Origin of the sequence: Burkholderia sp. MSMB1072 (assembly GCF_001524725.1) — a bacterium.
In the GTDB taxonomy this organism is placed as follows: Bacteria; Pseudomonadota; Gammaproteobacteria; order Burkholderiales; family Burkholderiaceae; genus Burkholderia.
The window spans coordinates 1-26,504 of record NZ_LOYC01000001.1; the positions used below are offsets into that span (position 1 = coordinate 1).

The 26,504-nt window shown below is 67.5% G+C and carries 21 protein-coding genes and 1 tRNA gene; 16 read left to right on the plus strand and 6 right to left on the minus strand.

The features are described 5' to 3' along the window. From WS89_RS00005 to WS89_RS00010, 4 genes are all read left to right on the plus strand, one after another. The coding region (locus WS89_RS00005) for an aminotransferase class III-fold pyridoxal phosphate-dependent enzyme (protein WP_156440470.1) at positions 1–414 on the plus strand (414 nt) is incomplete at its 5' end. A 533-nt stretch (positions 415–947) separates the two neighbouring features. Further along, positions 948–1,088 (plus strand): hypothetical protein, encoded by a 141-nt coding sequence (locus WS89_RS33490; protein WP_156440471.1) that lies wholly within the window; start codon positions 948–950, stop codon positions 1,086–1,088. Positions 1,089–1,207: 119 nt separating this feature from the next. Beyond that, on the plus strand, positions 1,208–1,981 hold the full coding sequence (locus WS89_RS31480; RefSeq protein ID WP_179949824.1) for a hypothetical protein: 774 nt from the start codon (positions 1,208–1,210) through the stop codon (positions 1,979–1,981). Between the two features lie 9 nt (positions 1,982–1,990). Beyond that, positions 1,991–2,227 carry a hypothetical protein gene (locus tag WS89_RS00010; protein ID WP_059505707.1) on the plus strand — a complete coding sequence of 79 codons (237 nt, stop codon included), beginning with the start codon at positions 1,991–1,993 and terminating at the stop codon, positions 2,225–2,227. Between the two features lie 200 nt (positions 2,228–2,427). Here WS89_RS00010 and WS89_RS00015 read toward each other — a convergent pair. Both WS89_RS00015 and WS89_RS00020 read right to left on the minus strand, forming a co-directional pair. Beyond that, positions 2,428–2,502, minus strand: a tRNA-Val gene (locus WS89_RS00015). Between the two features lie 98 nt (positions 2,503–2,600). Further along, complete coding sequence (locus tag WS89_RS00020) at positions 2,601–3,503, minus strand: LysR family transcriptional regulator (protein WP_059789061.1); 903 nt, start codon at positions 3,501–3,503, stop codon at positions 2,601–2,603. 172 nt (positions 3,504–3,675) lie between these two features. On the opposite strand from WS89_RS00020, the gene WS89_RS00025 reads away from it, so the two are divergent. From WS89_RS00025 to WS89_RS00035, 3 genes are all read left to right on the plus strand, one after another. Next, positions 3,676–5,427 carry an acyl-CoA dehydrogenase family protein gene (locus tag WS89_RS00025; RefSeq protein ID WP_059789064.1) on the plus strand — a complete coding sequence of 584 codons (1,752 nt, stop codon included), beginning with the start codon at positions 3,676–3,678 and terminating at the stop codon, positions 5,425–5,427. Beyond that, the gene (locus tag WS89_RS00030; RefSeq protein WP_059789065.1) at positions 5,424–6,626 is read left to right on the plus strand and encodes a CaiB/BaiF CoA transferase family protein; all 1,203 of its coding nucleotides are present in this window, start codon (positions 5,424–5,426) and stop codon (positions 6,624–6,626) included. The genes WS89_RS00025 and WS89_RS00030 overlap by 4 nt, the downstream gene beginning before the upstream one ends. Before the next feature lie 138 nt (positions 6,627–6,764). After that, positions 6,765–8,177: an MFS transporter gene (locus tag WS89_RS00035; protein WP_059789079.1), complete on the plus strand. Its 1,413-nt coding sequence runs from the start codon at positions 6,765–6,767 to the stop codon at positions 8,175–8,177. A gap of 159 nt (positions 8,178–8,336) precedes the next feature. On the opposite strand, the gene WS89_RS00040 is transcribed toward WS89_RS00035, so the two are convergent. Both WS89_RS00040 and argA read right to left on the minus strand, forming a co-directional pair. Continuing rightward, entirely contained in the window at positions 8,337–8,612 is a 276-nt protein-coding gene (locus tag WS89_RS00040; protein ID WP_009692666.1) for an oxidative damage protection protein, read from the minus strand. 53 nt (positions 8,613–8,665) lie between these two features. After that, on the minus strand, positions 8,666–10,045 hold the full coding sequence (gene argA, locus WS89_RS00045) for an amino-acid N-acetyltransferase (protein WP_006485509.1): 1,380 nt from the start codon (positions 10,043–10,045) through the stop codon (positions 8,666–8,668). A gap of 23 nt (positions 10,046–10,068) precedes the next feature. On the opposite strand from argA, the gene hrpA reads away from it, so the two are divergent. The 5 genes from hrpA to WS89_RS00070 all read left to right on the plus strand — a co-directional run bounded on the left by hrpA (position 10,069) and on the right by WS89_RS00070 (position 18,204). Next, on the plus strand, positions 10,069–14,277 hold the full coding sequence (hrpA, locus tag WS89_RS00050) for an ATP-dependent RNA helicase HrpA (RefSeq protein ID WP_059789067.1): 4,209 nt from the start codon (positions 10,069–10,071) through the stop codon (positions 14,275–14,277). 180 nt (positions 14,278–14,457) lie between these two features. Continuing rightward, complete coding sequence (locus WS89_RS00055) at positions 14,458–15,447, plus strand: YVTN family beta-propeller repeat protein (RefSeq protein ID WP_059505718.1); 990 nt, start codon at positions 14,458–14,460, stop codon at positions 15,445–15,447. A 16-nt stretch (positions 15,448–15,463) separates the two neighbouring features. Beyond that, positions 15,464–16,438, plus strand: coding sequence for a sterol desaturase family protein (locus tag WS89_RS00060; RefSeq protein WP_059789068.1), 975 nt, complete (start codon positions 15,464–15,466; stop codon positions 16,436–16,438). A gap of 126 nt (positions 16,439–16,564) precedes the next feature. After that, positions 16,565–17,392: an EI24 domain-containing protein gene (locus tag WS89_RS00065; protein ID WP_059505722.1), complete on the plus strand. Its 828-nt coding sequence runs from the start codon at positions 16,565–16,567 to the stop codon at positions 17,390–17,392. After that, positions 17,389–18,204, plus strand: coding sequence for a competence/damage-inducible protein A (locus tag WS89_RS00070; RefSeq protein WP_059789069.1), 816 nt, complete (start codon positions 17,389–17,391; stop codon positions 18,202–18,204). Before WS89_RS00065 ends, WS89_RS00070 begins: the two co-directional genes overlap by 4 nt. Positions 18,205–18,324: 120 nt before the next feature. Here WS89_RS00070 and WS89_RS00075 read toward each other — a convergent pair whose 3' ends face one another. Continuing rightward, entirely contained in the window at positions 18,325–18,789 is a 465-nt protein-coding gene (locus WS89_RS00075) for a rhodanese-like domain-containing protein (protein WP_059505726.1), read from the minus strand. 405 nt (positions 18,790–19,194) lie between these two features. Here WS89_RS00075 and glnA point away from each other — a divergent pair, with 405 nt between their 5' ends. The 4 genes from glnA (at position 19,195) to WS89_RS00095 (ending at position 25,675) form a co-directional block, all read left to right on the plus strand. Then, on the plus strand, positions 19,195–20,610 hold the full coding sequence (gene glnA / locus WS89_RS00080) for a type I glutamate--ammonia ligase (RefSeq protein WP_034207771.1): 1,416 nt from the start codon (positions 19,195–19,197) through the stop codon (positions 20,608–20,610). 160 nt (positions 20,611–20,770) lie between these two features. Beyond that, positions 20,771–21,913: a nitrogen regulation protein NR(II) gene (glnL, locus tag WS89_RS00085; RefSeq protein WP_059505728.1), complete on the plus strand. Its 1,143-nt coding sequence runs from the start codon at positions 20,771–20,773 to the stop codon at positions 21,911–21,913. A 46-nt stretch (positions 21,914–21,959) separates the two neighbouring features. Then, positions 21,960–23,474: a nitrogen regulation protein NR(I) gene (gene ntrC / locus WS89_RS00090; protein ID WP_059789070.1), complete on the plus strand. Its 1,515-nt coding sequence runs from the start codon at positions 21,960–21,962 to the stop codon at positions 23,472–23,474. A 92-nt stretch (positions 23,475–23,566) separates the two neighbouring features. Continuing rightward, positions 23,567–25,675: a prolyl oligopeptidase family serine peptidase gene (locus WS89_RS00095; RefSeq protein ID WP_059789071.1), complete on the plus strand. Its 2,109-nt coding sequence runs from the start codon at positions 23,567–23,569 to the stop codon at positions 25,673–25,675. Positions 25,676–25,694: 19 nt separating this feature from the next. On the opposite strand, the gene xth is transcribed toward WS89_RS00095, so the two are convergent. Further along, positions 25,695–26,471, minus strand: coding sequence for an exodeoxyribonuclease III (gene xth / locus WS89_RS00100; RefSeq protein ID WP_059789072.1), 777 nt, complete (start codon positions 26,469–26,471; stop codon positions 25,695–25,697). Between the last annotated feature and the right edge of the window lie 33 nt (positions 26,472–26,504).

Here is a 26,504-nt window from a genome sequence, read left to right on the forward strand (position 1 = left end):
ACGTACTCGGGCCATCCGGTGGCGGCGGCCGTCGCGGTCGCGAACCTGAAGCTGCTGCGCGACGAAGGCATCGTCGAACGCGTGAAGACCGACATCGGCCCGTATTTCCAGCGGCGGCTGCGCGACGCGCTGGGCGATCATCCGATCGTCGGCGAGATTGCGGGGGCGGGGCTGGTTGCCGGCGTTCAACTGGCGCGCGACGGGCACCGGCGCGAGCGCTTCGGCGCAGACGTCGATATCGGCACGATCTGCCGTGACTTCTGCTTCAACGGCAACCTGATCATGCGCGCGACCGGCGACCGGATGCTGTTGTCGCCGCCGCTCGTGATTCGCGAGGCGGAGGTCGACGAGATCGTCGACAAGGCGAAGCGCGCGTTCGACGCGACGGCGGAGCGGGTGGGGCAGGTACGGTAAGCCGGCGCTGCGTGCGGGCGCGGCGTCGACTGACGCGGCGCCCGCATCGCGCAGGGCACGCGCGCCGCCAAAACGAAAAGGGCCTGCGTCGTGAGACGCAGGCCCTTGAATTCTTTGGTGGGCGGTACTGGGATCGAACCAGTGACCCCTGCCGTGTGAAAGCTCGTGGGTGACCGAAGAGCGGTACGCAAAACACAAAGAATCAATGACTTACGAATTCTACCGAGCACGTAAAGCTGCTGGATTGCCTCAGTGCTGGATTGCCTCAGTTTTGCGTGCTCTTTCCGTACGGAATCCGTAGTCATGAGCAAGCAAATCTCTATCGTAAACACCGCCGCAAGGGCGCGTCTGGCCGTCCGTCGCGAGCCGTATTGGTGCGTTCTGCGCAAAGGTCTGGCCGTGGGCTATAGGCGGCTTTCTGAGGGCGAGGGCACATGGATCGCTCGCCAGCGCGACGAGTCCACCGGTCCCCAGCAGTATCAATCGTTGGGACATGTCGAAACCTTCGAAGAGGCAGCAACCCGGTGGACAGCATGCTGGAAGCACTTCGCGAGATTTCGGAAGACACAAGTCAGCCCGGTGCGACACGTCTGAGGGCGATAAAAGACCTGCAACGGGTGATCGCTTTCGGGCCGGGTGGCGCGGCGGAAATCGACAAGCGCAAGGCGCACTGACCGGAGCGAGTCGCGCTGTCGCTGAGAGCGCACCTGCTAAAGTATGGGCTTCAAAGTACATGGCCGGCGTTGAGAGAGCAACGTCTTGCCGTGCGAAGCCGATACGGAGAACAGGATTCATGGCTTCAGTGACTATTGATCTGGGTTCTGGGAAGCGCGCCACGCTGACCCGTTCTGCAGGTTCGATCGGCGCGAACTTGTCGGCCAGCCAACGCAGCGATGTTTCCGAATTGATGTTGCACTGGCCGAAGTACACTGGCCTTTCCGCGAACGCGCTGACATACCTGCGGCAACTTGGTCTAGATGCGTTCTCGGGCGTCCCGCTCGATGCGCTGAGAGCCGCCATAGAAGGAGGCCGCGTAACGGTCGAGATCGACCGACAGGCTATCGGCGGTGGCGGTGGTGGCGGTGCGGCCGGTGGTCAACCCTCAACCCCGCCATTCCCTCGCGCCAATAGGCTCGCCAGTGTCCCGTCCGTGGCCTCTTTGCCGGCAGACAAGCCGCTGCCGAGTTGGGCGACGCCTAGCGATGTGTCTGCGGGCGACCTTATGAGCTATCTGGAAAGCGTTGTAGGCGCGGGCGGTGGTGCTGGTGGAGTGGCGGATTTAGCGGGAGGGGCGGGATTTGCTGATTCCTCTCCGCTCGGCGATGCGTCACCTTTCGACTTTTCGGCCGATGCCCTAGGTGACGCGGTTCAAGTTGCGGGTATTGACCGGGGCGATATGATGGCCTGCGACATCATCAATGCGGAATGCAAGGGATCGGTGTTGCGTGAGTTCCCCGGACAGTATCTGAACTCGACGCTCAAGGAGATTCAGGGCGATGCGAGCGATGGCGTCAAAGAAGCGCGCAAGGCGCTCAAGTTGCTCAACGATAACCGTTTCAAGAAATAGGCACCCGACATGACAACAAACACATTGTTCGATCTGCTCGACCAACTCGACTCTGCGAAGATTCACTACACCTTGAGCCGAAATCGACCGGATACGGTGTTGGTTTCGGTCACTGTGGTTGGGATGCGAGTAGAGGTGGACGTGTTCCGAGACGGGCACACCGAGGTCTGCGTATTTCGCGGCACGGAAGAGCCTACGGACGATGCCAATGCTCTACAGCAGATCATCGAGGCGAACCGGGATTGATTGCCGCCGCGACCCGGCTTATCGGCGCGATGCGTCGGTAGGTGCGGGAAGTGGCTAACCGGTCTAGAAGGACGGGTGAAACGAGGGGAGGTCTAGCTGCGGCCGCGCTGGCCTGAGAGACTCACGGTACAATTTCCGTATGGCTGTCCGTACATTTGACGTATGAGACAGCCGCATTGGCCGTAAGTCGTTGAATTCTTTGGTGGGCGGTACTGGGATCGAACCAGTGACCCCTGCCGTGTGAAGGCAGTGCTCTACCGCTGAGCTAACCGCCCAAAGAAGCTGAAATTATGTCAGAGCTTTTTGGGTTCGTAAAGTCCTTTCTGCAAATTTTTTTAAAACGGCCGCCGGCACCCGTTCGCGAGCCGCGCGTTCAGCCCACGAGCGCGGGCAGCGCGTCGATCGACGCGCGCACGTAGTCGGCGAAGCGCAGCGCGACCGGTTCGGGGGTGCCGCTGCGCTTCAACTCCAGCGTGTGCGATTCGAGCGACGCATCCTTCAGCGGCCGGAACGCGAGCCGGTCGCTCTTGACCTGCTGCAGCACGCGCGGCACGAGCGCGATGCCCATCCCGAATTCGACCATCGACAGGATCGTCTGCCACAGCCGCGCCTCGTGCCGGATCAGCGGACTGAATCCCGCGTTCACGCACTGCGCGATGATCAGGTCGTGATAGTGCGGCGCCGCGTCGCGCGGAAACAGGATGAACGGTTCGGTGGCCAGCGCGGCGAGCGCGACCTGCCGGCGCCGCGCGAGCGGATGCGCGACCGGCAGGCAGCACACGAACGGCTCCGCATAGACGGGCGCCGATTCGACCTCGGGCGGGCAGTGGCCCCAGTGCGCATAGCCGAGATCGATCTGGCCGCGCTGGATCGCCTGCACCTGCGCGTGCGTGTTCATCTCGCTCAGCACGATCTCGACGCCCGGATAGTCGGCCTCGAAGCGCCGCACCGCGTCGGGCAGCCCGCGATACAGCATCGAATGGACGAAGCCGATTCGCAGCCGGCCGGCGAGCCCCGACGCGGAGCGCACCGTCAGGCGCTCGGCCTCGGCCGCCTGCAGCAGCAGCCGGCGCGCCTCGCCGAGCAGCACCGCGCCCGCGTTGGTCAGCGCGACGGTCTTGTTGGTGCGGGAAAAAAGCTGCACGCCGAGCGCGTCCTCGAACTTGCGGATGTCGAAACTCAGCGCCGGCTGCGAGATGAACAGGCGCTTCGCCGCGCGCCCGAAATGCAGTTCCTCGGCGACCGCCACGAAGTAGCGCAACTGCCTCAGTTCCACGGTGTCTCCTCCCGGCATCGGCATCGATAAGCGATATCTATCGTACCGGATAAATCGTGTATTGGACGCTTATCGACCGCGCGCCTACGCTCTGCAAAGGCCTTGCACCGGGCCGGCCGGGCGCTGCGGCGTCGGTCGCGGCCGACGTGCAGGCAACCCAGGAGACGCACGCATGAACGACACCGCTCGCACGCCGGACACCGGCGCATCCAATATCCCCGACAGCCGGGGCATCAATTTCTTCACCGTCGACCCCGATCTCGGCGCGTTGCTGAAGCTGCATCTCGGCGATGCGCACTATGCGGAACTCGAGCCGCGGCTGCGCGCGCTCGGCGAGCGCGTATCGGGCGAACTCGACGAATGGGCGGCGCGCGCGGACAAGCATCCGCCCGTGCTCGAGCACCGCAACCGGCGCGGCGAGGCCGTGCAGCGGATCGACAAGGATCCGGCGTACGTCGCGCTCGAACGGGTCGCGTATGCGGAGCTCGGGCTCGCGTCGCTGAGTCACGGATCCGAAACCGTGCCGCCGCTCGTCAAGTACGCGCTGACGTTCCTGTTCGTGCAGGCGGAATTCGGGCTGTGCTGCCCGGTCAGCATGACCGATTCGCTGACGCGCACGCTGCGCCGCTTCGGCGACCCCGCGCTCGTCGCGCGCTACCTGCCGAGGCTCGCGTCGCGCGACTTCGACACGCTGTACCAGGGCGCAATGTTCATGACCGAGCAGGCGGCCGGCTCCGACGTCGGCCGTATCGCGACGCGCGCGACCTGCGAAACCGACGCGCACGGCGGCACCATCTGGCGCCTGACCGGCGACAAGTGGTTCTGCTCGAATGCCGACGCCGATCTCGCGATGGTGCTCGCGCGGCCCGACGGCGCACCGGACGGCATCAAGGGCCTCGCACTGTTCCTGCTGCCGAAGACGCTGCCGGACGGCACGCGCAACCGCTACCGGATCGTGCGCCTGAAGGACAAGCTCGGCAGCCGTTCGATGGCGAGCGGCGAGATCGCGCTCGAAGGCGCGCAGGCGTACCTGATCGGCGAGATCGGCCGCGGCTTTCACCAGATGGCCGACATGATCAACATGTCGCGACTGTCGAACGGCGTGCGCGCGGCCGGGTTGATGCGGCGCGCGCTGAACGAAGCGTTGCACGTCGCCGCGCATCGCGAGGCGTTCGGCCGCAAGCTGATCGAGATGCCGCTGATGCGGCGCCAGCTGATGAAGATGCTGCTGCCGGCCGAGGCCGCGCGCGCGATGTTCATGCAGATCGCACTGTTGCTGCCGCAGGCCGACGCGGGCGACGAGCAGGCTGCGCGCTGCGTGCGGATCCTGACGCCGTTGATCAAGTTCCGCGCGTGCCGCGACGCGCGCCGCGTGACGGGCGATGCGATGGAAGTACGCGGCGGCACCGGCTATATCGAGGAGTGGAGCGATGCACGGCTCGTGCGCGACGCGCACCTCGGTTCGATCTGGGAAGGCACGAGCAACATCGTCGCGCTCGACGTCGCGCGCGCCGCACAGCGCGAACATGCGCTCGACGCGCTGCGCACGTTCCTCGGCGATCGTCTGGGCGCGGCGCCGCTGCCCGACGCGAGCCGCACGGCGTTGCGGCGCATTCTCGCGCGGGCGTGCGATGCGCTCGTGCGGGTCGGCGAGGAAGGCGACGATGCGCGCGTGCGGCAGGCCGCGTCCGCGCTGTATTACGCGAGCGCGGCCGTGCTGATGGCCTGCGAGGGCGCACGGCTCGCGCCGGATTTCAGGCGTCTCGCGCTGGCGCACCTGATCGTGCGGCACAAGCTGCTGCCGGTCGATCCGCTCGCGCCGGCTCCGCGCGACGACGAATCGGCCGCGTCCCACGCGCTGCTGCGCGGCCTGCCGGTCACGCTCGACACGGCGCTCGACCTGCTGCCGGAGGTCGAGCGATGAGCACGACGCGTGGCGCACTGGACGGCCTGAAGGTCGTCGACCTGAGCCGTGTGCTCGGCGGCCCGTACTGCACGCAGGCGCTCGCCGATCACGGCGCGACGGTGGTCAAGATCGAGCCGCCCGCCGGCGACGAGACGCGCGCCTGGGGCCCGCCGTTCCTCGGCGACACGGCCTGGTATTTCATGGGCGTGAACCGCAACAAGGAAGGGCTCGCGCTCGACCTGTCGCACGACGAAGGGCGGGCGATCCTGTGGCGCCTGCTCGAAGAGGCCGACGTGCTCGTCGAGAATTTCAAGCCGGGCACGCTCGCGCGCTGGGGCATGGACTACGCACGCGACCTGCAACCGCGCTTCCCGCGCCTGATCCACTGCGCGGTGACGGGCTTCGGCGACGACGGCCCGCTCGGCGGCCTGCCGGGCTACGACGCGGTGATCCAGGCGATGGCCGGGCTGATGAGCGTGAACGGCGAACGCGATGGCGGCGCGACGCGCATCGGTTTGCCGATCGTCGACATGGTCACGGGGCTCAACGCGCTCGCCGGCATCCTGCTGGCGCTCGCGGAGCGCGAGAAGAGCGGGCGCGGACAGTCGATCGACGTGGCGTTGTACGACTGCGGCGTGTCGCTGCTGCATCCGCATCTGCCGAATTTCTTCGGTTCGGGCCGTGTGCCGGAGCGCAGCGGCAATGCGCATCCGAACATCGCGCCGTACGACAGCTACCGCACGGCCACCGTGCCGATCTTCCTCGCGGTCGGCAACGACCGGCAGTTTGCGCGGCTCGTCGCGCATCTCGGCGCGCCGGCGCTCGCCAGCGATCCGCGCTTCGTCGACAACCGCAGCCGCTGCGCGCACCGGGCGCAGTTGAAGGTCGAGCTGGAAGTGCGGCTCGCCGTGCACGCGTGCGAGCCGCTCGCGCGCGACCTGATGGCGGCCGGCGTGCCGTGCGGGCCGGTACGCACGGTGGCCGACGTCGCGCACGATCCGCATGCGCTGCACCGCAACCTGTTCGTCGAGATCGGCGCGTATCGCGGCACCGCGTCGCCGGTGAAGCTGTCGCGCACGCCGGCCACCTACCGGTCGGCGCCTCCCGCGCTCGGTCGCGATACGCGTGCGGTGCTCGACCGGCTCGGCGTCGATCGCGCACTTCAGCAGCAACTGCTCGATGCCGGTGTGCTGCGTGTCGCGCCCGGCCAGACCTGACGGACCGACGGGCGCCGCAGACGAACGTCGCCCGGAATCGACCGATCGCAACGTAGCGTAACCCCGCCGGCCGGCGAAGGCCGGCCATCCGGAAAGGTGCGCGACAGTCGCACCCCGATCACCGACATGGAGACATCGATGAGCCGTCCGCAATCCCCGCCCGCCGCGCAGCCGCGGCCAGGCCGCGCCGCCCTCGCGGCGTTCGTCGGCACCACGATCGAGTGGTACGACTTCTATATCTACGGCACCGCTGCGGCGCTCGTATTCGGCAAGGTGTTCTTTTCGAGCACGATGGATTCCGGCGTCGCGACGCTGCTCGCGTTCGTCACGTTCTGGGCCGGGTTCGCCGCGCGGCCGCTCGGCGGGATCGTGTTCGGCCATCTCGGCGATCGCGTCGGCCGCAAGACCGCGCTGGTGATCACACTGGTGATGATGGGGCTCGCGACGACCGGCATCGGCCTGCTGCCCGGCTATGCGTCGATCGGCGTATGGGCGCCGGCGGGCCTCGTCGTGCTGCGCGTGCTGCAGGGCATCGCGGTCGGCGGCGAGTGGGGCGGCGCGGTGCTGATCGCAAGCGAGAATGCGCCGAAGCATCGCAGCATCCTGTACGCGGCGTTCGCCCAGCAGGGCTCGCCCACCGGCAACCTGCTGGCCACGGCCGCGTTCTTCGCGCTGAGCGCGCTGCCGACGCCGTCGTTCCTGATGTGGGGCTGGCGCATTCCGTTCCTGCTGTCGGCCGTGCTCGTGATCATCGGCATGGTGATCCGGCTGAAGCTCGAGGAGTCGGTCGACATGCAGCGCGTGCTCGCGCGCAAGCGCACGGTGAAGCTGCCGCTGCGCGACGTCGTGCGCGACCACTGGGTCGTCGTGCTGCTCGCGGCCGGCACGCTGCCGGTAATCAACGTCACGTATTTCCGCAGCACGTTCGCGCTGTCGTGGGCGACGAAGACGCTCGGTTACGCGCAGGGCACGTTCCTCGGCATCCTGTCGATCTCGCTCGTCGTGCAATTCCTGATGCAGCCGGTCGGCGCGTGGTTCGTGTCGAAGGTCGACATGCGGCGCGCGATGTGCTGGATCCTGATTCCGGAAATCGTGCTGATGCCCATGATGTTCCATGCGCTCGCGACGCGTTCGTACTGGGGCGCCGTCGCGGGCATGTGCATTTCGACGATTCCGTCGGCGATGTTCTACGGCGCGGTCGGCGGCGTGCTCGCGCGCGTGTTCCCCGCCAACATCCGCTATACGGGCCTGTCGCTCGCGTATCAGTTGAGCGCGCTGGTCGTCGGCGGCGGCACGCCGGTGCTCGCGCAGGCGATCCTGAACGCGACCGGCAGCATCGTCGGCGTCGCGATCGCGTCGGGGCTGTACGCGCTCGTGTCGCTCGCGTGCATGCTCGCGCTGCTCAATCGCACCGGGTATCGCGCGGACGAGCTGTCGACGGCCGAACGCAGCGATGCGGCGGAATGGGGCACGGAAGGCGCGGGTGCGGATCAGCCGGCCGGCGCGGGCGCGCCGCCTGACGACCGCGGCACGTTGAAACCGGCGGGATGAGGCGGGGCACGCCGGCTCGTCCGGGCGCCGTCGCGCGCGCGTCGGCGGGGTTGCGTCGATTGGGCTGCCCCAAAAGCAAACGGCACCGTGCGATCACACGGTGCCGTTTGCGCTATTCGCGCGACGACGTTAGCGCGCCGCCTGCGCGATTCGCTGCGCTCAGCCTTCCGTCGGCGGCACGTAGCCGGACGCCTGGTCCGCGCCCTCGCCGAAGAAGTACTTCTCCGTCTGCTTCATCAGGTACTGGCGCGCGCGCGGGTCGGCCATGTTCAGGCGGTTTTCGTTGATCAGCATCGTTTGCTGCTTGAGCCAGCCTTGCCACGCTTCCTTCGAGACGCTCTCGTAAATGCGCTTGCCGAGTTCGCCCGGCAGCGGCGGGAAATCGAGGCCTTCGGCTTCCTTGCCGAGCTTCGCGCATTGGATCATTCGAGCCATCGTGTACTTCTCCTGTAATCGGTGTCTGGGGGGAAGGGCAGTCGTGCCGGTGCTCAGAGCTGCTTCATCAGCACGAGCGACTTGCGCTGCCAGTTATAGAGTTTGCGACGGTCTTCCGGCAGGTCGTCGACGCTGACCTTGACGAAGCCGCGCTTGAGGAACCAGTGCTCGGTGCGCGTCGTGAGCACGAAGATGTGCGTGAGGCCGCGCGCGCGGGCGCGCTGCTCGATGCGCTTGAGCAGGCGTTCGCCGTCGCCCGAGCCCTGCGCTTCGGGTGCGACCGTCAGGCACGCCATTTCGCCGATCTTTTCCTGTTGGTACGGGTACAGCGCCGCGCAGCCGAACAGCACGCCGTCGTGCTCGATCACCGAGAAGTGGTCGATGTCGCGTTCGATCTGGTGGCGGCCGCGCCGCACCAGCGTGCCGTCCGACTCGAGCGGCTCGATCAGCGACAGGATGCCGCCGACGTCGTCCGGGGTCGCCTCGCGCAGGCTTTCGAGGTTCTCGTACGAGATCATCGTGCCGACGCCGTCGTGCAGGAACAGTTCGAGCAGCATGCTGCCGTCGAGCGACTGCGGGATCAGGTGGGCGCGGGTCACGCCGCCGCGGCATGCGCGGATCGAATGCTTCAGGAAGAACGCGTCGTCGCCCTGGATGTTGCCGGAATCGAGCAGTTCGGCGGCCGCGTCGAGCGACATTTCGCGCACCAGCTCGCCTTCGTCGTCGACGATGCCGGGCCCTTCGGTCAGGAAGATGATCTTGTCGGCGCGCAGCGCGATCGCGGCCGCCGACGCGACGTCCTCCATCGACAGGTTGAACGCCTCGCCGGTCGGCGAGAAGCCGAGCGGCGACAGCAGCACGAGCTTGCGGCTCGCGAGCGAATGACGGATCGATTCGGCGTCGATCTTGCGCACGATGCCCGTGTGCGCGAAATCGACCCCGTCGAGAATTCCCACCGGCCGCGCGGTCACGAAGTTGCCCGACACGACGCTGATGTGCGCGTGCGCCATCGGCGAGTTCGGCAGACCCTGGCTGATCGCGGCCTCGATGTCGAGACGCACTTCGCCGGCTGCTTCCTTCGCGGATTCGAGCGCGCGCGCATCGGTGATGCGCAGGCCGTGCGAAAACTCGGATTCGACACCGTGCAGGCTCAACTGCTCCTCGACCTGCGGGCGCGAGCCGTGCACCAGCACGATCTGGATGCCCATCGCCTGCAAGAGCGCGATGTCGGACACGAGCGCATTCAGCAGCCCCTGCTGCACCACCTCGCCGCCGAACCCCACGACGAACGTGCTGTTGCGGAACTTGTGGATATAGGGCGCGACGGAGCGCATCCAGTCGACGAACTGCGCGTGGCTGGCGGCCGAATCGTCGGCGGCCGGCGGCGTCGCGGCGCCGGTCTGGGCGGGAGGGAGGTCGGTTTGGGAATTCATGGCCGGGATTATAATGCGCCCCCATGTCGAATGTTTCTAAAAGTCCCGCGCCGACGCGGGCCAATACGCCGTCGGCGAAGCACCCGGATGGTGCGGCCGACGCGCGCGAGCAGCCGGGCCAGCCGCCGCGCCAGCAGCAGGACAAGCCGGCGGGCACGCCGGCACACGCGCCGCGCGGGCCGCGCAATGACGAACGGCGCGGCGACGCGCGCCAGTCGGCCGCGAAGGGTGCGCCGCAGCCGACGGGCGAGCGGGCCCCGCGCCGCGAGCGTGCGCCGCGCGCCGCCGTCCCGCCGAATCCCGTTCCGCCGATCACGTACCCGGAAAGCCTGCCCGTGTCGGGCAAGCGCGACGAAATCGCGCGTGCGATCGCCGGTCATCAGGTCGTCATCGTCTGCGGCGAAACCGGCTCGGGCAAGACCACGCAATTGCCGAAGATCTGTCTCGATCTCGGCCGCGGCCTTGGCGCCGGCGGCACGGGCCTGATCGGCCATACGCAGCCGCGGCGCCTGGCCGCATCGTCGACCGGCCGCCGGATCGCCGAGGAACTGGGCACGCCGTTCGGCGAGGTGGTCGGCTACAAGGTGCGCTTCACCGACAATCTCGCGCCGGGCGCGTCCGTCAAGCTGATGACCGACGGCATCCTGCTCGCCGAGACGCAGACCGACCCGTTGCTGAAGGCGTACGACACGTTGATCATCGACGAGGCGCACGAGCGCAGCCTGAACATCGACTTCCTGCTCGGCTATCTGAAGGAAATCCTGCCGAGGCGGCCGGACCTGAAGCTGATCGTCACGTCCGCGACGATCGACGCCGATCGCTTCGCGCGCCATTTCGGCACCGACGCACGCCCGGCGCCCGTGATCGAGGTGAGCGGGCGGCTGTATCCGGTCGAGATGCGCTACCGCCCGGTGGCCGAGGATCGCCCGGCGGTGAAGAACGCCGAGGGTACGGGCGGCCGCGATCGCGTGAAGACCGCGCGCGAAGCCGAACGCGACCTGATGGACGCGATCGTCGACGCGGTCGACGAGCTGTGCCGCGAAGGCCCCGGCGACGTGCTGGTGTTCCTGCCCGGCGAGCGCGAGATCCGCGAGGCGGCCGAGGCGCTGCGCAAGCACCATCCGCCGCACACCGAGATCCTGCCGCTGTTCGCGCGGCTCTCGGCGGCCGACCAGGACAAGGTGTTCAAGGCGTCGAACGCACGCCGGATCGTGCTTGCGACCAACGTGGCCGAAACCTCGCTGACGGTGCCGGGCATCCGCTACGTGGTCGACACCGGCCTCGCGCGCGTGAAGCGCTATTCGTACCGGAACAAGGTCGAGCAGTTGCAGGTCGAGTCGATCTCGCAGGCCGCCGCGAACCAGCGCGCGGGCCGCTGCGGCCGGGTGGCCGACGGCGTCTGCATCCGTTTGTACGAGGAAAGCGACTACCAGGCGCGTGCGCGCTTCACCGACCCGGAAATCCTGCGCTCGTCGCTCGCGTCGGTGATCCTGCGGATGAAGTCGCTGCACCTGAGCGCGATCGAATCGTTCCCGTTCCTCGAGCCGCCGCCCGGCCGCGCGATCGCGGACGGTTACCAGTTGCTCAACGAGCTCGGCGCGGTCGACGACGACAACGCGCTGACGCCGCTCGGCCGCGAGCTCGCGCGGCTGCCGCTCGATCCGCGCGTCGGCCGGATGATTCTCGCCGCGCGCGACCAGCAGTCGTTGCGCGAGGTGCTGATCATCGCGAGCGCGCTGTCCGTGCAGGACCCGCGCGATCGTCCGATCGAAGCGCAGGAGCAGGCCGACCAGGCGCACCGCCGGTTCGCCGACGAGCGCTCCGAATTCCTGCAGTGGCTGAAGATCTGGGCGTGGTTCGAGGAGGCCGTCGCGCACAAGAAGTCGAATCGCCAGCTCGTCGACGCGTGCCGGCAGAACTTCCTGTCGCATCTGCGGCTGCGCGAATGGCGCGACGTCCATTCGCAGTTGCTGACGGTCGTGCGCGAGCACGGTTGGCGGCTCAACGAAGTCGAGGCCACCTACGAGCAGATCCATCTGGCCCTGTTGACGGGGCTGCTCGGCAACCTCGGGATGAAGGCCGACGACGATCCGCATTACCTCGGCGCGCGCGGCATCAAGTTCTACCTGTGGCCGGGCTCCGCGCTCGCGAAGAAGGCCGGCCGCTGGGTGATGGCGGCCGAGCTCGTCGAGACGAGCCGGCTGTACGCGCGCTGCCTCGCGAAGATCGAGCCCGAATGGGTCGAGAAGATCGGCGCGCACCTGCTGAAGAAATCGCTGTCGGAACCGCACTGGGAAAAGCGGCCGGCGCAGGTCAGCGCGTTCGAGCGCGCGACGTTGTACGGGCTACCGATCTACCATCGACGGCGCGTCGCGTTCGGCAAGCAGGACCCGGCGCGCGCCCGCGAGCTGTTCATCCGTGGCGCGCTGGTCGAAGGCGAGTTCGACACGAAACTGCCGTTCTTCGCGCACAACCGCAAGCTGCTCGCCGACATCGAGCAGCTCGAGCACAAGTCGCGCCGGCAGGACGTGCTGGTCGACGACGAGCTGATCTACGCGTACTACGACCAGGCGATTCCGGAGGGCATCCACACGGGCGCCGCGTTCGAGCGCTGGTATCGCGACGAGGTGAAGAAGGGCGGCCAGGCGGAGGACAAGCAGCGGCTGCTGTACCTGTCGCGCGACGACCTGATGCGCCACGAGGCGGCGGGCGTGACGACCGACCTGTTCCCGAAGCGCGCAACGATGGCCGGCGTCGAGATGGCGTTCACGTACCACTTCGAACCCGGCACGCCGCGCGACGGCGTGACGCTCGCGGTGCCGCTCTTCGCGCTGAACCAGGTCGACGCGCGCCGCTGCGAGTGGCTCGTGCCGGGGATGCTGAAGGAAAAGGTGCAACTGCTGCTGAAGTCGCTGCCGCAGAAGCTGCGCCGGCACTGCGTGCCGCTGCCCGAGTACGCGGCCGGCTTCGTCGAGCGGATGGGCCGCGAGCGCTTCGGTGCGGGCGGGCTCGTCGAGGCGCTGATCGCCGACGTGCGCGGCGAGACGCAGGTCGCGATGAAAACGGCCGACTTCAAGCTCGAGACGCTGCCCGCGCACCTGTTCATGAATTTCAAGGTGATCGACGAGCACGGCCGCCAGCTCGCGATGGGGCGCAATCTCGCGCAGCTTCGCCAGGAGCTGGGCGCGCAGGCGCAGCAGCAGTTCCAGAAGATCGCGGCGGCGTCGACGCTCGCGACCGGCGGCGACGCCGACGCCGCTCAGGCGCTCGGCCACGCGCCCGCGTCGGGTGTCGCGGCCGGGGTGCCTGCCCGCGGCGCGAAGGCCGGCAAGGGCGCGGCGCCGCAGACGGCCGCCGCGGCGGAAACCGGCGCGACGGCGCTGTACGAGAACCTGACGACGTGGAATTTCGGCAAGCTGCCCGAGCTGCTGGAAATCCGCCGGCGCGGCCAGACGCTGTACGGCTATCCGGCGCTCGTCGACCGTGGCACGCATTGCGACGTCGAGGTGTTCGATTCGCCGGAGGAGGCCGCGCGCATCCACCGGGCCGGCTTGCGGCGGCTCTTCGCGCTGCAGTTGAAGGAGCCGATCAAGTTCCTGGAAAAGAACCTGCCGGGCCTGCGCGAGATGGCGATGCAGTACATGTCGCTCGGCACGCAGGACGAGTTGCGCGACCAGCTGATCGACACGGCGCTCGATCGCGCGTGCCTGCAGGACCCGCTGCCCGACGACGACGCGAGCTTCCACGCGCGCCGCGACGAGGGCCGCAGCCGCCTGAACCTGCTCGCGCAGGAAATCGCGCGGCTCGTCGGGCAGATCCTGGCCGAATACGCGGGCCTCGTGAAGAAGCTCGCGCAGGCGAAGCCGTTCGCGCAGGCCCATGCGGACCTGCAGCAGCAATTGGCCGCGCTGGTCGGCAAACGCTTCGTGATCGACACGCCTTACGCGCAGCTTGCGCATTTCCCGCGCTACCTGAAGGGCATCGCGCTGCGGATCGACAAGCTGAAGGCCGACCCGGCGCGCGACGCGAAGCAGTCGGCCGAGCTGCTGCCGCTCGCCCAGCAGTACCAGCGCGCGGTGTCGCAGCGCGGCGGCGTCGCCGATGCGCGGCTCGCGGAATTCCGCTGGCTGCTCGAGGAATTGCGGATTTCGCTGTTCGCGCAGGAACTGCGCACGCCGATGCCGGTCTCTGTCAAGCGTCTGCACAAGGTCTGGGAGTCGATGCAGCGCTAGCGCAACATCGGTTTGCCGGGCCGCCTCGGCGGCCGCCCGGGGCCCGCACCGCAGCCGCCTGCCGCGGCGGTTCGTCCGGCAGGCGGGGCGTGCGTCGAAGTGGCGCAATACCGGCATGGGTCAACCGGAGGGGCCCGCCGAACGTTCTACAATGACAGCTGTTCCACGACGTGAGTCTTCATGCGCACTTTCCTTTCCTTCGGCCGCACGCTTGCGCTGGCCGCCGCCGTGCTGGCGCCTGCCGCACACGCGAATAACGTGATCGTCCTCAATTCGGCCGAAGCGACGCTTTCCCTGATCGACCAGCAGACCCGCGAAGTCGTTTCCACGATGCCGACCGGCAAGGAACCGCACCATCTGATGGCGACGCCCGACAACGCGTCGCTGATCGTCGCGAATTCGGTCTCGAACAGCCTGATGTTCCTCGATCCGAAGACGGGCAAGCTGCAGCGCACCGTCGAAGGGATCGACGATCCTTACCAGCTCGGCTTCTCGCCCGACCGCAAGTGGTTCGCGGCGGCCGGCCTGCGGCTCGACCGCGTCGACATCTACGGCTACGACGGCCGCGACCTGCACCTCGTGAAGCGCGTGCCGCTCGCGGTGATGCCGAGCCACCTCGCGTTCACGAAGGACAGCAAGACGCTGCTCGTGTCGCTGCAGGTGTCCGGCGAGATCGCGGCGATCGACCTGCCGACGCAGACGGTCAAATGGAAGATGAAGGTCGGCAAGGTGCCGGCCGGCCTGTGGCTCACGCCGGACGACAAATTCCTGCTGGTCGGGATGACCGGCGCGGATTACGTCGCGGTCGTCGACTGGCGCAACCAGAAGGTCGTCAAGCAGATCTACACGGGCAAGGGCGCGCACAACTTCCGCTCGCTCGCCGACGGCACGCACGTCGCGGTGACGAACCGCGTCGCGAACACGATCAGCATCATCGACGAGAACACGCTCACCAACGTCGGCGACATCACCGGCCTGCTGCCGGGCCCCGACGACATGGAGCTGTCCGCCGACAAGAAGACGCTGTGGGTGACGTTCCGTTTCGCGAAGAAGGTCGGGATCATCGATCTGGCCTCGCGCAAGCTGGTGCAGACGATTGCCGTCGGCCGCTCGCCGCACGGCATCTACTTCTACGACCGCGCGCCGTGGAAGGCGGCAAACGGCGCGTGACGGGCGGAGGCGAACGATGCTGCACCTGATCGATGCGTTCGTGTCGGACATCCAGACCTGGCTGTACGTCGATGTCGTGCAGCCGCTCCTCTTCAAGTTCAACCTGATGGACTATGACGAGGACACCTACGACGCGCTGTACTGGGTGATCATCGGCGCGCTGCAGATGGTGCTGATGTTCGCGCTGCTGCGCCCGCTCGAGGCGCTGCTGCCGGTCGAGCGCTGGACGAACCGACGCGCGGTGCGGGTCGACGTGATCTACACGGCGATCTCGAAGCTCGGCATCTACACGCTGTTCTTCTTCTTCGCGCTGCAGCCGGTGTTCGACAGCTTCCGGGCGTGGCTGCGCCTGCATGGCGTCGCGAACGTCAACCTCGACTATCTGTGGCCGGGCGTGACTTCGCAGCCGATCGTCGCGTTCGCGATCTATCTCGTCGTGCTCGACTTCGCCGGCTACTGGTATCACCGCTGGCAGCACAAGTTCGGCATCTGGTGGGAGCTGCACGCGGTCCATCACAGCCAGCGGCAGATGTCGCTGTGGTGCGACGACCGCAACCACCTGCTCGACGACGTGCTCCAGTCGTGCTTTTTCGCGGCGATCGCGCTCGTGATCGGCGTGACGCCGTCGCAGTTCGTCGTGCTGACCGCGGTCACCAACTTCCTGCAGAGCATCCAGCATACGAATGCGCGGCTGTCGTACGGCCGCATCGGCGAGCGCCTGCTCGTCAGCCCGATCTTCCACCGCCGGCACCATGCGGTCGGTTACGGCCACGAAGGCACCAAGTACGGCTGCAACTTCGGCGTGCTGTTTCCGTGGTGGGACATGATGTTCGGCACCGCGTCGTGGAACCGCACGGTCGAGCCGACCGGCATCCGCGAGCAGATCGAGGGCGTGTCCTATGGCGACGGCTTCTGGTCGCAGCACGGCCTCGCGTTCGTGCGGATCTTCCGGCGCCTGTTCCCCGCGAAGCGCGGCGCGGCGTCGGCCTGATCCCGATCCGTCCGCTTTCCCGTCGAACGACGCTTGCACGCGGCCCGCATGCGCTTTGGCGCATGCGGGCCGCGTGGTTTATCCTTTCCCCGTTTTTCTCCGTCAATCCAGACTCCATAGGCTCGCATGAACGATTTGCTGCGTTCCTTCGTCCGGGCGCTCGTCAGCGCGCTGCATCCGCGCATGCTGTGGCTCACCCTGATGCCGTTCGTTGTGTCGGCGCTGCTGTGGGGCGCCGTGCTGTGGTTCTCGTGGCAGACATTGCTGGACCTCGCGCGCGGTGCACTCGACGGCTTCGTGCTGACGGCCGCGCTGTATCGCGCGTTCGATGCGATCGGCATGTCGCAGCTGCATGCGGTCGTCGCGCCGTTCGTGGTCGTGTCGCTCGCCATTCCGCTGATCGTGCTGACCGTGCTGCTGCTGATCGCGACGATCTCGATGCCGGTCGTGATCAAGCACCTGTCGAACCGGCAGTTCGCGGCGCTCGAGCCGAAGCGGGGCGGCACCTTCCTCGGCAGCGTGTTCAATTCGCTCGGCGCGGCGCTCGTCGGCGTCGTGCTGCTCGTCGTCACGATCCCGCTGTGGCTGATTCCGCCGTTCTTCGCGCTGCTGCCGCCGGTGATCTGGGGCTGGCTCACGTATCGCGTGATGACCTACGATGCGCTCGCGCTGCACGCGAGCCGCGACGAGCGTCGCGCGCTCGTGCGCCGGCACCGCTGGCCGCTGATCGGCATCGGCGTCGCGACCGGGCTGCTCGGCACCGTGCCGACCTTCGTGTGGGTGTCGTCGGTCTGGATGATGGTGCTGTTCCCGTTCGTCGCGGCCGCCATGATCTGGGTTTACGCTTTCATCCTCGTCTTCTCGGCGCTGTGGTTCGGGCACTACTGCCTGCGCGCGCTGGAAGACTTGCGCGCGAGTGCGCGCGCCACCGCAATCGACATGGGGCAGGCATGAGCATCGGCATCATCATCATCGGCGACGAAATCCTGTCGGGCCGCCGACAGGACAAGCATCTGGCGAAGGTCATCGAGCTGCTCGGCGCGCGCGGTCTCGCGCTCGACTGGGCCGAATACGTCGGCGACGATCCGGCGCGCATCACGGCGACGCTCGCGCGCGCGATCGCGTCGGGCGACATCGTGTTCTCGACGGGCGGGATCGGCGCGACGCCGGACGACCACACGCGCCAGTGCGCGGCGGCCGCGCTCGGCGTGCCGCTCGAACTGCATCCGGAAGCGAAGGCGCTGATTACGGAGCGGATCCGCGAGATGCACGCCGATCCGGCCGCACCGGTCGATTTCGAGTCGCCGGAGAACCAGCACCGTTTCAACATGGGCGTGTTCCCGGCCGGCGCGACGATCATCCCGAACGGCTACAACCGGATTCCCGGCTTCTCGGTCGGCCATCTCCATTTCGTGCCGGGCTTCCCGGTGATGGCGTGGCCGATGATCGAATGGGTGCTCGATACGCAGTATGCGCATCTGCATCACGCGACGCCGCATGCCGAGCGCTCGCTGTACGTGTTCGAGCTGCCGGAATCGACGCTCACGCCGCTGATGGAGAAGATCGAGCGCGATTTCCCGGGCGTGCGCGTGTTCAGCCTGCCGAGCGTCGGCGACGCGGAGCGCGGCGGCATCTACGCGCGCCGTCACATCGATCTCGGCGTGAAGGGCGAGCCGGAAGCGGTCGCGGCCGCGTTCGTGAAGCTGCGCGAAGGCGTGCACCTGCTCGGCGGCGACGTCGTCGAGCCCGATGCGCCGCGTGCCTGAGCGGCCTGCCACGCTGCCGTACCTGCCGTACCAAAAGCAACGGGCCGCGCAACGCGGCCCGTCATCGGCATGTCATCCCCTGGCTCGACGATGAGGCTGTCGCAACCGGCGGGCGCGCCGTCAGGCGCCGATCCACGGCAGTTTGCGGAAGCACCAGCCGTCGACGGTCTTGCGGTGGCCTTCGGCGTCCTTCGCGCCCTCGAAGCCTTCGAGCAGGTCGAACGCCTTCGTGTAGCCGGCCTGCGCGGCCGCGACCGCGGCGAGCTTCGAGCGCGCGGCGCTGCGGCACAGGAACAGGATCGGCGTATCGGCCGGCAGGGCCGCCTTCAGTTCGTTGACGAATTCGGCGTTCGGCACGCCGCCCGGGTAGCGCGTCCATTCGATGTGCAGGTACTGGCCGTCGCCGACGAGCGGGCGGCCGATCCAGTCGAGCTCGGCGCGCGTGCGCACGTCGACGAGGCGCGCAGACGGGTCGAGCTGCAGCAGTTCGAATGCCTCGACCGGCAGCAGCGCGCCGGCGTAGTTGAGCGCGCTTTGTGCGCGGCGTTCGTCGGCCTTCGCGTAAAGCTGGTCCAGCGTACTCATGGCAGGGAGTCTCCGTATCGGTCAAACGAGCATTCTAGCGCGGTGGGGCGGTACGGACGTCCGCGCGGCCTGCGGCGCATGCACGGGCCACGGGTTCACCAAAAAGGTGCAGAATTGCGCGCATGCACCAGAATAACTCGGTCGCGCCGCCGCACCCCGGAGATTGCACCGTATGGGTGCAATCCGGTCGGCGTCGGTGCGGCCCCGGGCCCTGCAATTGCGCAGGCGAGCCCCGCTGCGGCGCGGGCCGGCGCGATCCGCGTCGGTTTTGCGATGGTTGGCACGGAAGGTGCTATATAGAATTCGGTCGAATCGGGGCGCGCTGCGCCAAAGCAAGACCCCGGTCAGCTCGATAAACGAGGCGGTTCCCAGTCCGCCGGAATTGTTCAATCAGGAGAAGAGGTTATGAGTAAAACCGTCGCCGACGTCATGCAGCTCGTGAAGGACGAGGACGTCAAGTTCGTCGATTTCCGCTTCACGGATACGCGCGGCAAGGAACAGCACGTGTCGGTGCCGGTTTCGGCGTTTGACGAAGACAAGTTCGAAAGCGGTCATGCATTCGACGGTTCGTCGATCGCGGGCTGGAAGGGTATCGAGGCGTCGGACATGCTGCTCATGCCGGATCCGAGCGCTGCGTTCATCGACCCGTTCTATGAAGAATCGACGCTGGTGCTGACCTGCGACGTGGTCGAGCCGGCCGACGGCAAGGGCTACGAGCGCGACCCGCGTTCGCTCGCGAAGCGCGCGGAAGCCTACCTGAAGAGCACGGGCATCGGCGACACGGCCTACTTCGGTCCGGAGCCGGAATTCTTCATTTTCGACTCGGTCCAGTGGAACACGGACATGTCGGGCTGCTTCGTGAAGATCAACTCGGAAGAAGCGCCGTGGTCGGCAGGCAAGGAATTCGAAGGCGGCAACACGGGCCACCGTCCGGGCACGAAGGGCGGCTACTTCCCGGTCGCGCCGGTCGACACGTTCCAGGACATGCGCTCGGAAATGTGCCTGCTGCTCGAACAGCTCGGCATCCCGGTCGAAGTGCACCACCACGAAGTGGCGGGCCAGGGCCAGAACGAAATCGGCACGAAGTTCTCGACGCTCGTGCAACGCGCGGACTGGACGCAATGGTCGAAGTACATCATCCATAACGTCGCACACTCGTACGGCAAGACGGCGACGTTCATGCCGAAGCCGGTCGTCGGCGACAACGGTTCGGGCATGCACGTTCACCAGTCGATCTGGAAGGACGGTCAGAACCTGTTCGCGGGCAACGGCTATGCCGGCCTGTCGGAACTGGCGCTGTTCTACATCGGCGGCATCATCAAGCACGCTCGCGCGCTGAACGCGATCACGAACCCGACGACGAACTCGTACAAGCGTCTGGTCCCGCACTTCGAAGCGCCGGTCAAGCTCGCGTACTCGGCACGCAACCGGTCGGCATCGATCCGCATTCCGCACGTGTCGAACCCGAAGGGCCGCCGTATCGAAACGCGCTTCCCGGACCCGATGGCGAACCCGTACCTGTTGTTCTCGGCGCTGATGATGGCCGGCCTCGACGGGATCCAGAACAAGATCCATCCGGGCGAAGCAGCGGACAAGAACCTGTACGACCTGCCGCCGGAAGAGGATGCAAAGATCCCGACCGTGTGCGCGGGTCTCGACCAGGCACTCGAGGCGCTCGACAAGGATCGCGAGTTCCTGACGCGCGGCGGCGTGTTCACGGACGGCATGATCGACGCGTACCTCGGGCTGAAGGAGCAGGAGCTGGCGAAGTTCCGCATGACGACGCACCCGATCGAGTTCGAGATGTACTACTCGCTCTAATCGGCGATGGCGCTTCGATTCGGCGCCGTCATGCCGGTTCGTTCCCGTCGCGCGGTGTGCGGCGGGAGCGGCGGAGTCTGAAAGGGGACGGCGTCCGGCCGTCCCTTTTTTGTTCCGACGATTTTCATTTTCTGCCCGGTGAGGCGCGACAAGCACGCAGATGGTTCTGAAGAATCTGATCAAGGCGAAAACGGGCCAGCCCGAACGACTGACGGACGACGAGCGGCTCTCGCGCTCGGGTCTGCTGGCGGGGCTCGAAGCGCTGCCGACGGTCGTGATCGTGCTCGACCGCAAGACGCTGCGGATCGCGTTCGCGAACCCGTCCGCGGAGGCGATGCTCGACATCTCGCGGCGGCAGCTCGCGCAGCGGCCATGGGGCGAAATTTTCCCGAACGCGAACGAGCTTGCATCGACGATCACCGCGATCGGCCAGGAACGCTTTCACGCGACGCACCTCGATACCGTGCTCGACCGGCCCGGCCGTGAGCCGCTGCATGTGCACGCGATCGTCGGCTTCCTCGAGACCGCACCCGATTTCGTGCTCGTCGAGCTGTTCGAGAACGAACGGCAGTCGCGCACCGATCGGGAAGAGCGCATCCACGACCTGACGGCGGTCAACAAGCAACTGATCCGCAACCTCGCGCACGAGATCAAGAACCCGCTCGGCGGCATTCGCGGCGCAGCCCAGCTGCTCGAATTCGAACTGGGCGAGCGCGAGCGCGGCGAGTTGCGCGAATACACGCAGGTGATCATCAAGGAGTCCGACCGCCTGCAGACGCTCGTCGACCGGTTGCTGGAGCCGCACCGGCATCCGCATATCGTCGGCGACGTGAACATTCATGAAGTGTGCGAACGCGTACGCGCGGTGATGCTCGCGGAATTCCCGCGCGGGCTCACGATCGAGCGCGATTACGACGTGAGCGTGCCGGACCTGCGCGGCGACAAGGAGCAGTTGATCCAGGCGCTGCTGAACATCGTGCGCAACGCCGCGCAGGCGCTGCGCGAACGGATCGCGCAGGGCGACGCGAAGATCGAGCTGCGCACGCGCATCGCGCGCAAGGTGACGATCGCCAAGCGCCTGTACCGGCTGGCACTGGACTTGCACGTGATCGACAACGGGCCCGGCATTCCGGAAGAGATCCGCGACCGGATCTTCTACCCGCTCGTGTCCGGACGCGACGACGGCAGCGGCCTCGGCCTCACGCTCGCGCAGACGTTCGTGCAGCAGCACGACGGGATGATCGAGGTCGAAAGCCGGCCCGGACGTACCGAATTTCAGATTCTGCTGCCGCTCGACCATTGAGCGGCGACAGTGCGATTCACCGGATTTCCCCATACCTGACCGACCTATGAAGCCGATCTGGATAGTAGACGACGACCAATCGATCCGCTGGGTGCTTGAAAAGGCACTCGCCCGGGACAGCTTCGCGACGAAGAGCTTCGCGAACGTGCGCGACGCGCTGGCCGCGCTCGACCACGAGACGCCGCAGGTACTGGTGTCCGACATCCGGATGCCGGGCGGCTCGGGCCTCGAGTTGTTGCAGGCGATGCACGAGCGGCTGCCGGGCCTGCCCGTCATCATCATGACGGCGTTCTCCGATCTCGACAGCGCCGTCGCGGCGTTCCAGGGCGGCGCGTTCGAATACCTCGCGAAGCCGTTCGACGTCGACAAGGCGGTCGAGCTGATCCGCCGCGCGGTGGAAGAAAGCCTGCGCGGCGGCGCGCCGCAGGACGAGCGCGTGGCCGACGCGCCCGAGATGCTCGGCCAGGCGCCCGCGATGCAGGACATGTTCCGTGCGATCGGCCGGCTGTCGCATTCGGCCGCGACCGTGCTGATCACCGGCGAGTCGGGCACCGGCAAGGAGCTCGTCGCACGGGCGCTGCACCGTCACAGCCCGCGCGCGAACGGGCCGTTCATCGCGCTGAACACGGCGGCGATTCCGAAGGATCTGCTCGAATCCGAGCTGTTCGGCCATGAGCGCGGCGCGTTCACCGGCGCGCAGACGACGCGGCAGGGCCGCTTCGAGCAGGCCGAGAACGGCACGCTGTTCCTCGACGAAATCGGCGACATGCCGTTCGACCTGCAGACGCGCCTGTTGCGCGTGCTGTCGGACGGGCAGTTCTATCGGGTCGGCGGGCACAACCCGCTGCGCGCGAACGTGCGCGTGATCGCCGCGACGCACCAGAATCTCGAGTCGCGCGTGCGGCAGGGGCTGTTCCGCGAGGACCTTTACCACCGGCTCAACGTGATCCGGCTGCGCCTGCCGCCGCTGCGCGAACGCAGCGAGGACATCGCGCTGCTCACGCGCCACTTCCTGCAGAAGAGCGCACGCGATCTCGGCGTCGAGCCGAAGCGCGTGTCCGACGATGCGCTCGCGTATCTCACGTCGCTGCCGTTTCCCGGCAATGTGCGCCAGCTCGAGAATCTGGCGAACTGGCTGACCGTGATGGCGCCCGCGCAGACGGTCGAGATCAAGGACCTGCCGCCCGACCTCGTGCCGGCCGGGGCGCCGGTCGTCGCGTCGGGCGACGGCGCGGACGTACACGGCAGCGGTGGCCACGCGGCAGCGCCTGCCGCGATCGGTGCAGCGCCGCCCGCCGCCGCGCCCGTCGCGAGTGCGGCGAACGGCAGCGCGCCGGCCGGCTACCCAATGTGGGAGCACGGGCTGCGCACCGAAGTCGCGCGGTTGTTGCGCGAGAACTCTGCCGACGTGATGGACGAGCTCGCGCGTCGCTTCGAGGCGGCCGTGATCCGCGAGGCGCTCGACTTCACGCGCGGCCGCAAGGTCGAGGCCGCGGAGCGGCTCGGCATCGGCCGCAACACGATCACGCGCAAGATCCAGGAACTCCATCTGGAGCCCTGACCGAGCACGATTCGCGGCATGCGCGGGCCCGCGCATGCCGCGATCGGACATAATCGCGGTTTGCTCGCAGCTTGCCATTCCGCCGATCCACCATGTCCGATTCCTTCCGCTGGCCCGCCGGGGCCGACCCGTTCCGTTTCCTCGAAGCGCTCGACAGCAAGCGCGCTCGCACGTGGGTCGACGAGCAGAATGCGCGCACGCACGCCGCGCTGCGCGACGACGATGCGTATCGGGCGCTGACCGCGCGTCTCGCGAAAGCGTATCTGCCGCGCGAACGCCCGGTGATTCCGACCCGCTGGCGCGACTGGGCGTACGACCTGTGGCAGGACGATCTCCATCCGAAGGGACTGTGGCGCCGCACGCGCTGGGCCGACTGGCGGGCCGGCCAGCCAGCCTGGGAAACGCTGCTCGACGTCGACGCGCTCGGCGCCGAAGAGGGCGAGTCGTGGGTGTTCGAGCAGGAGGCGATCCTGTATCCGGACGGCGATCGCGTGCTGCTGTCGCTGTCGCCGGGCGGCGCCGACGCGGTCGTCGTGCGCGAATTCGACCTCGTCGAGCGCCGTTTCGTCGACGGCGGCTTCACGATCGACGCGCCGGGCCATCACACGGTCGGCTGGATCGATCGCGACACCGTCTACGTGAGCTGGGATCGCGGCGAAGCACATGCGACCGCGGCCGGTTATCCGTATGAAGTGCGGCGCTGGGTGCGCGGCACGCCGCTCGCCGACGCGCCCGTCGTGTTCCGCGGCGAGCCGGACGACATCAGTGCGGGCGCATGGTACGACCCGATCGACCGCCGTCACGTCGCGTGGCGCAGCGTCGATTTCTTCGACGCGCACGCATACCGGCTGACCGACGCCGGCGAATGGGTGCGCTACGACGTGCCGACGCACGTCGAGGTCGGGTTCTGGGAAGGCTGGCTCGTGCTGGAGCCGCGCCTCGACTGGGATTGCGACGGCGTGCGCCACGCGGGCGGCTCGCTGCTCGCGATCCGCGAGCAGGCGTTCCTCGCCGGCGCGCGCGAATTCACGACGCTGTTCGCGCCGCGGCCGACGACGTCCGCCTGTACGTGGACGCACACGCGCACGACGCTGATCGCGAGCTGGCTCGACGACGTGCACAACTGCACGATGCTGTGGCAGCCGCGGCAGGCCGACGACGGTGCGTGGACGTGGGATGCGCGGCCGTTCGACTGGCCGGGCGATGCACAGATCGATATCGAGCCCGTCGAATCGACGCTGAACGACGAGGTGTACGTCGATGTCGACACGTATCTCGATCCGCCCGAATGCTGGCTGGCCGATCTTGCCGATCGCGCTGACGATGCGCCGTCGCGCCGCGTGCTGCTCGACCGGCCGCCGGTGCAGTTCGACGCGGCCGGGCTCGTCGTACGCCGCGCGAGCGCGCGTTCGCGCGACGGCACGGCGGTGCCGTACACGCTGATCGGGCCGCGCGATGCGCTTGACGTGCCGGAAGGCGGGGCGCGCGTCGCGCGGCCGTGCCTGCTGTCCGGCTATGGTGGCTTTGCGATCCCGAATCTGCCGGGCTACAGCGATGCATTCGGCATCGGCTGGCTCGAACGCGGCGGCGTGATGGCGTTCGCGCACATTCGCGGCGGCGGCGAATTCGGGCCGCGTTGGCACGTCGACGCGCAGCGCGAACACCGGCAGCGTTCGTTCGACGATTTCATCGCGGTCGCCGAGGATCTGGCCGCGACCGGCGTGACGACCGCCGCGCAACTCGGGATCGAGGGCGGCAGCAACGGCGGGCTGCTGGTCGCCGCGTGCATGATGCAGCGGCCCGAGCTGTTCGGCGCGGTGCTGTGCCGCGTACCGCTGCTCGACATGCAGCGCTATCCGAAGCTGCACGCGGGCGCCGCCTGGCTCGACGAATACGGCGACCCCGACGATCCGCGCGAAGGCGCGGCGCTGGCCGCGTATTCGCCGTATCACCGCGTGCGCGAAGGCGTCGTGTATCCGCCGTTGTTGCTGACGACGTCGACCCGCGACGATCGCGTGCATCCCGCGCATGCGCGCAAGATGGCCGCGCGTATGCAGGCGCTCGGTCACGAGCGGGTGTGGTACTGGGAGAACACCGACGGCGGCCACGGCAGCGCCGACGATCTCGAGCGCGCGGAAGCCGACGCAGCCGAATTCGGCTTCCTGTGGGCCCATCTCGGGCCGGCGCCCGCGCGGCGCTGATCGCGCGGCGCTTGCGCGATCAGCCGACGATCGCGACGACGGGCGTGTGATCGGACGGCTGTTCCCACGTGCGCGGCGTGCGATCGACTTCGCACGATGCGCAGGTCGCCGCGAGCGCCGGCGACAGCAGGATGTGGTCGATGCGCAGCCCCGCGTTGCGGCGGAACGCCATCATCCGGTAGTCCCACCACGTGAAGGTTTTCTCGGGCTGCTCGAAGCGGCGGAACGCATCGACGAAGCCGAGTTCGATCAGCTGCGCGAAGTGTGCGCGCTCCTGCGGCGACACGAGGTTCTGGCCTTCCCATTTCGCGGGATCGTGCACGTCGCGGTCTTCCGGTGCGATGTTGTAGTCGCCGAGCAGCGCGAGCTTCGGGTAGCGCTGCAGCTCGGTGCGCAGCCACGCCTGCAGCGCGTCGAGCCACTGCATCTTGTAGACGAACTTGTCGGAGTCGAGCGCCTGGCCGTTCGGGAAGTAGGCGGACACGATGCGCACGCCGTCGACCGTCGCGGCGATCACGCGCTGCTGCGGATCGTCGAAGCCCGGGATGTTGCGCACGACGTCCGATTCGTCGACGGCGAGCGTGTCGCGCACGAGGATCGCGACGCCGTTGTAGGTCTTCTGGCCCGTGAACCAGCTACGGTAGCCGGCTGCCTCGAGATCGGCGCGCGGGAATTTCTCGTCCGGCAGCTTCAGTTCCTGCAGGCACAGCACGTCGGCTCCGCTTTGCACGAGCCAGTCGAGCACATGCTGTTTGCGGACATTGAGCGAATTGACGTTCCAGGTGGCGATTTTCATGAACGGGAGGGGGTGTGCCGCGTGAATGCGAAG

Coding starts and splice junctions, on each gene's coding strand:
- WS89_RS33490 (WP_156440471.1), top strand. CDS start 948: ATGCTGGAAGCACTTCGCGAGATTTCGGAAGACACAAGTCAGCCCGGT.
- xth (WP_059789072.1), bottom strand. CDS start 26,471: ATGAAAATCGCCACCTGGAACGTCAATTCGCTCAATGTCCGCAAACAG.
- WS89_RS31480 (WP_179949824.1), top strand. CDS start 1,208: ATGGCTTCAGTGACTATTGATCTGGGTTCTGGGAAGCGCGCCACGCTG.
- glnL (WP_059505728.1), top strand. CDS start 20,771: ATGGTTCTGAAGAATCTGATCAAGGCGAAAACGGGCCAGCCCGAACGA.
- WS89_RS00065 (WP_059505722.1), top strand. CDS start 16,565: ATGAACGATTTGCTGCGTTCCTTCGTCCGGGCGCTCGTCAGCGCGCTG.
- WS89_RS00010 (WP_059505707.1), top strand. CDS start 1,991: ATGACAACAAACACATTGTTCGATCTGCTCGACCAACTCGACTCTGCG.
- WS89_RS00030 (WP_059789065.1), top strand. CDS start 5,424: ATGAGCACGACGCGTGGCGCACTGGACGGCCTGAAGGTCGTCGACCTG.
- glnA (WP_034207771.1), top strand. CDS start 19,195: ATGAGTAAAACCGTCGCCGACGTCATGCAGCTCGTGAAGGACGAGGAC.
- WS89_RS00095 (WP_059789071.1), top strand. CDS start 23,567: ATGTCCGATTCCTTCCGCTGGCCCGCCGGGGCCGACCCGTTCCGTTTC.
- WS89_RS00075 (WP_059505726.1), bottom strand. CDS start 18,789: ATGAGTACGCTGGACCAGCTTTACGCGAAGGCCGACGAACGCCGCGCA.
- WS89_RS00055 (WP_059505718.1), top strand. CDS start 14,458: ATGCGCACTTTCCTTTCCTTCGGCCGCACGCTTGCGCTGGCCGCCGCC.
- argA (WP_006485509.1), bottom strand. CDS start 10,045: ATGAATTCCCAAACCGACCTCCCTCCCGCCCAGACCGGCGCCGCGACG.
- WS89_RS00070 (WP_059789069.1), top strand. CDS start 17,389: ATGAGCATCGGCATCATCATCATCGGCGACGAAATCCTGTCGGGCCGC.
- hrpA (WP_059789067.1), top strand. CDS start 10,069: ATGTCGAATGTTTCTAAAAGTCCCGCGCCGACGCGGGCCAATACGCCG.
- WS89_RS00035 (WP_059789079.1), top strand. CDS start 6,765: ATGAGCCGTCCGCAATCCCCGCCCGCCGCGCAGCCGCGGCCAGGCCGC.
- WS89_RS00060 (WP_059789068.1), top strand. CDS start 15,464: ATGCTGCACCTGATCGATGCGTTCGTGTCGGACATCCAGACCTGGCTG.
- WS89_RS00040 (WP_009692666.1), bottom strand. CDS start 8,612: ATGGCTCGAATGATCCAATGCGCGAAGCTCGGCAAGGAAGCCGAAGGC.
- WS89_RS00025 (WP_059789064.1), top strand. CDS start 3,676: ATGAACGACACCGCTCGCACGCCGGACACCGGCGCATCCAATATCCCC.
- ntrC (WP_059789070.1), top strand. CDS start 21,960: ATGAAGCCGATCTGGATAGTAGACGACGACCAATCGATCCGCTGGGTG.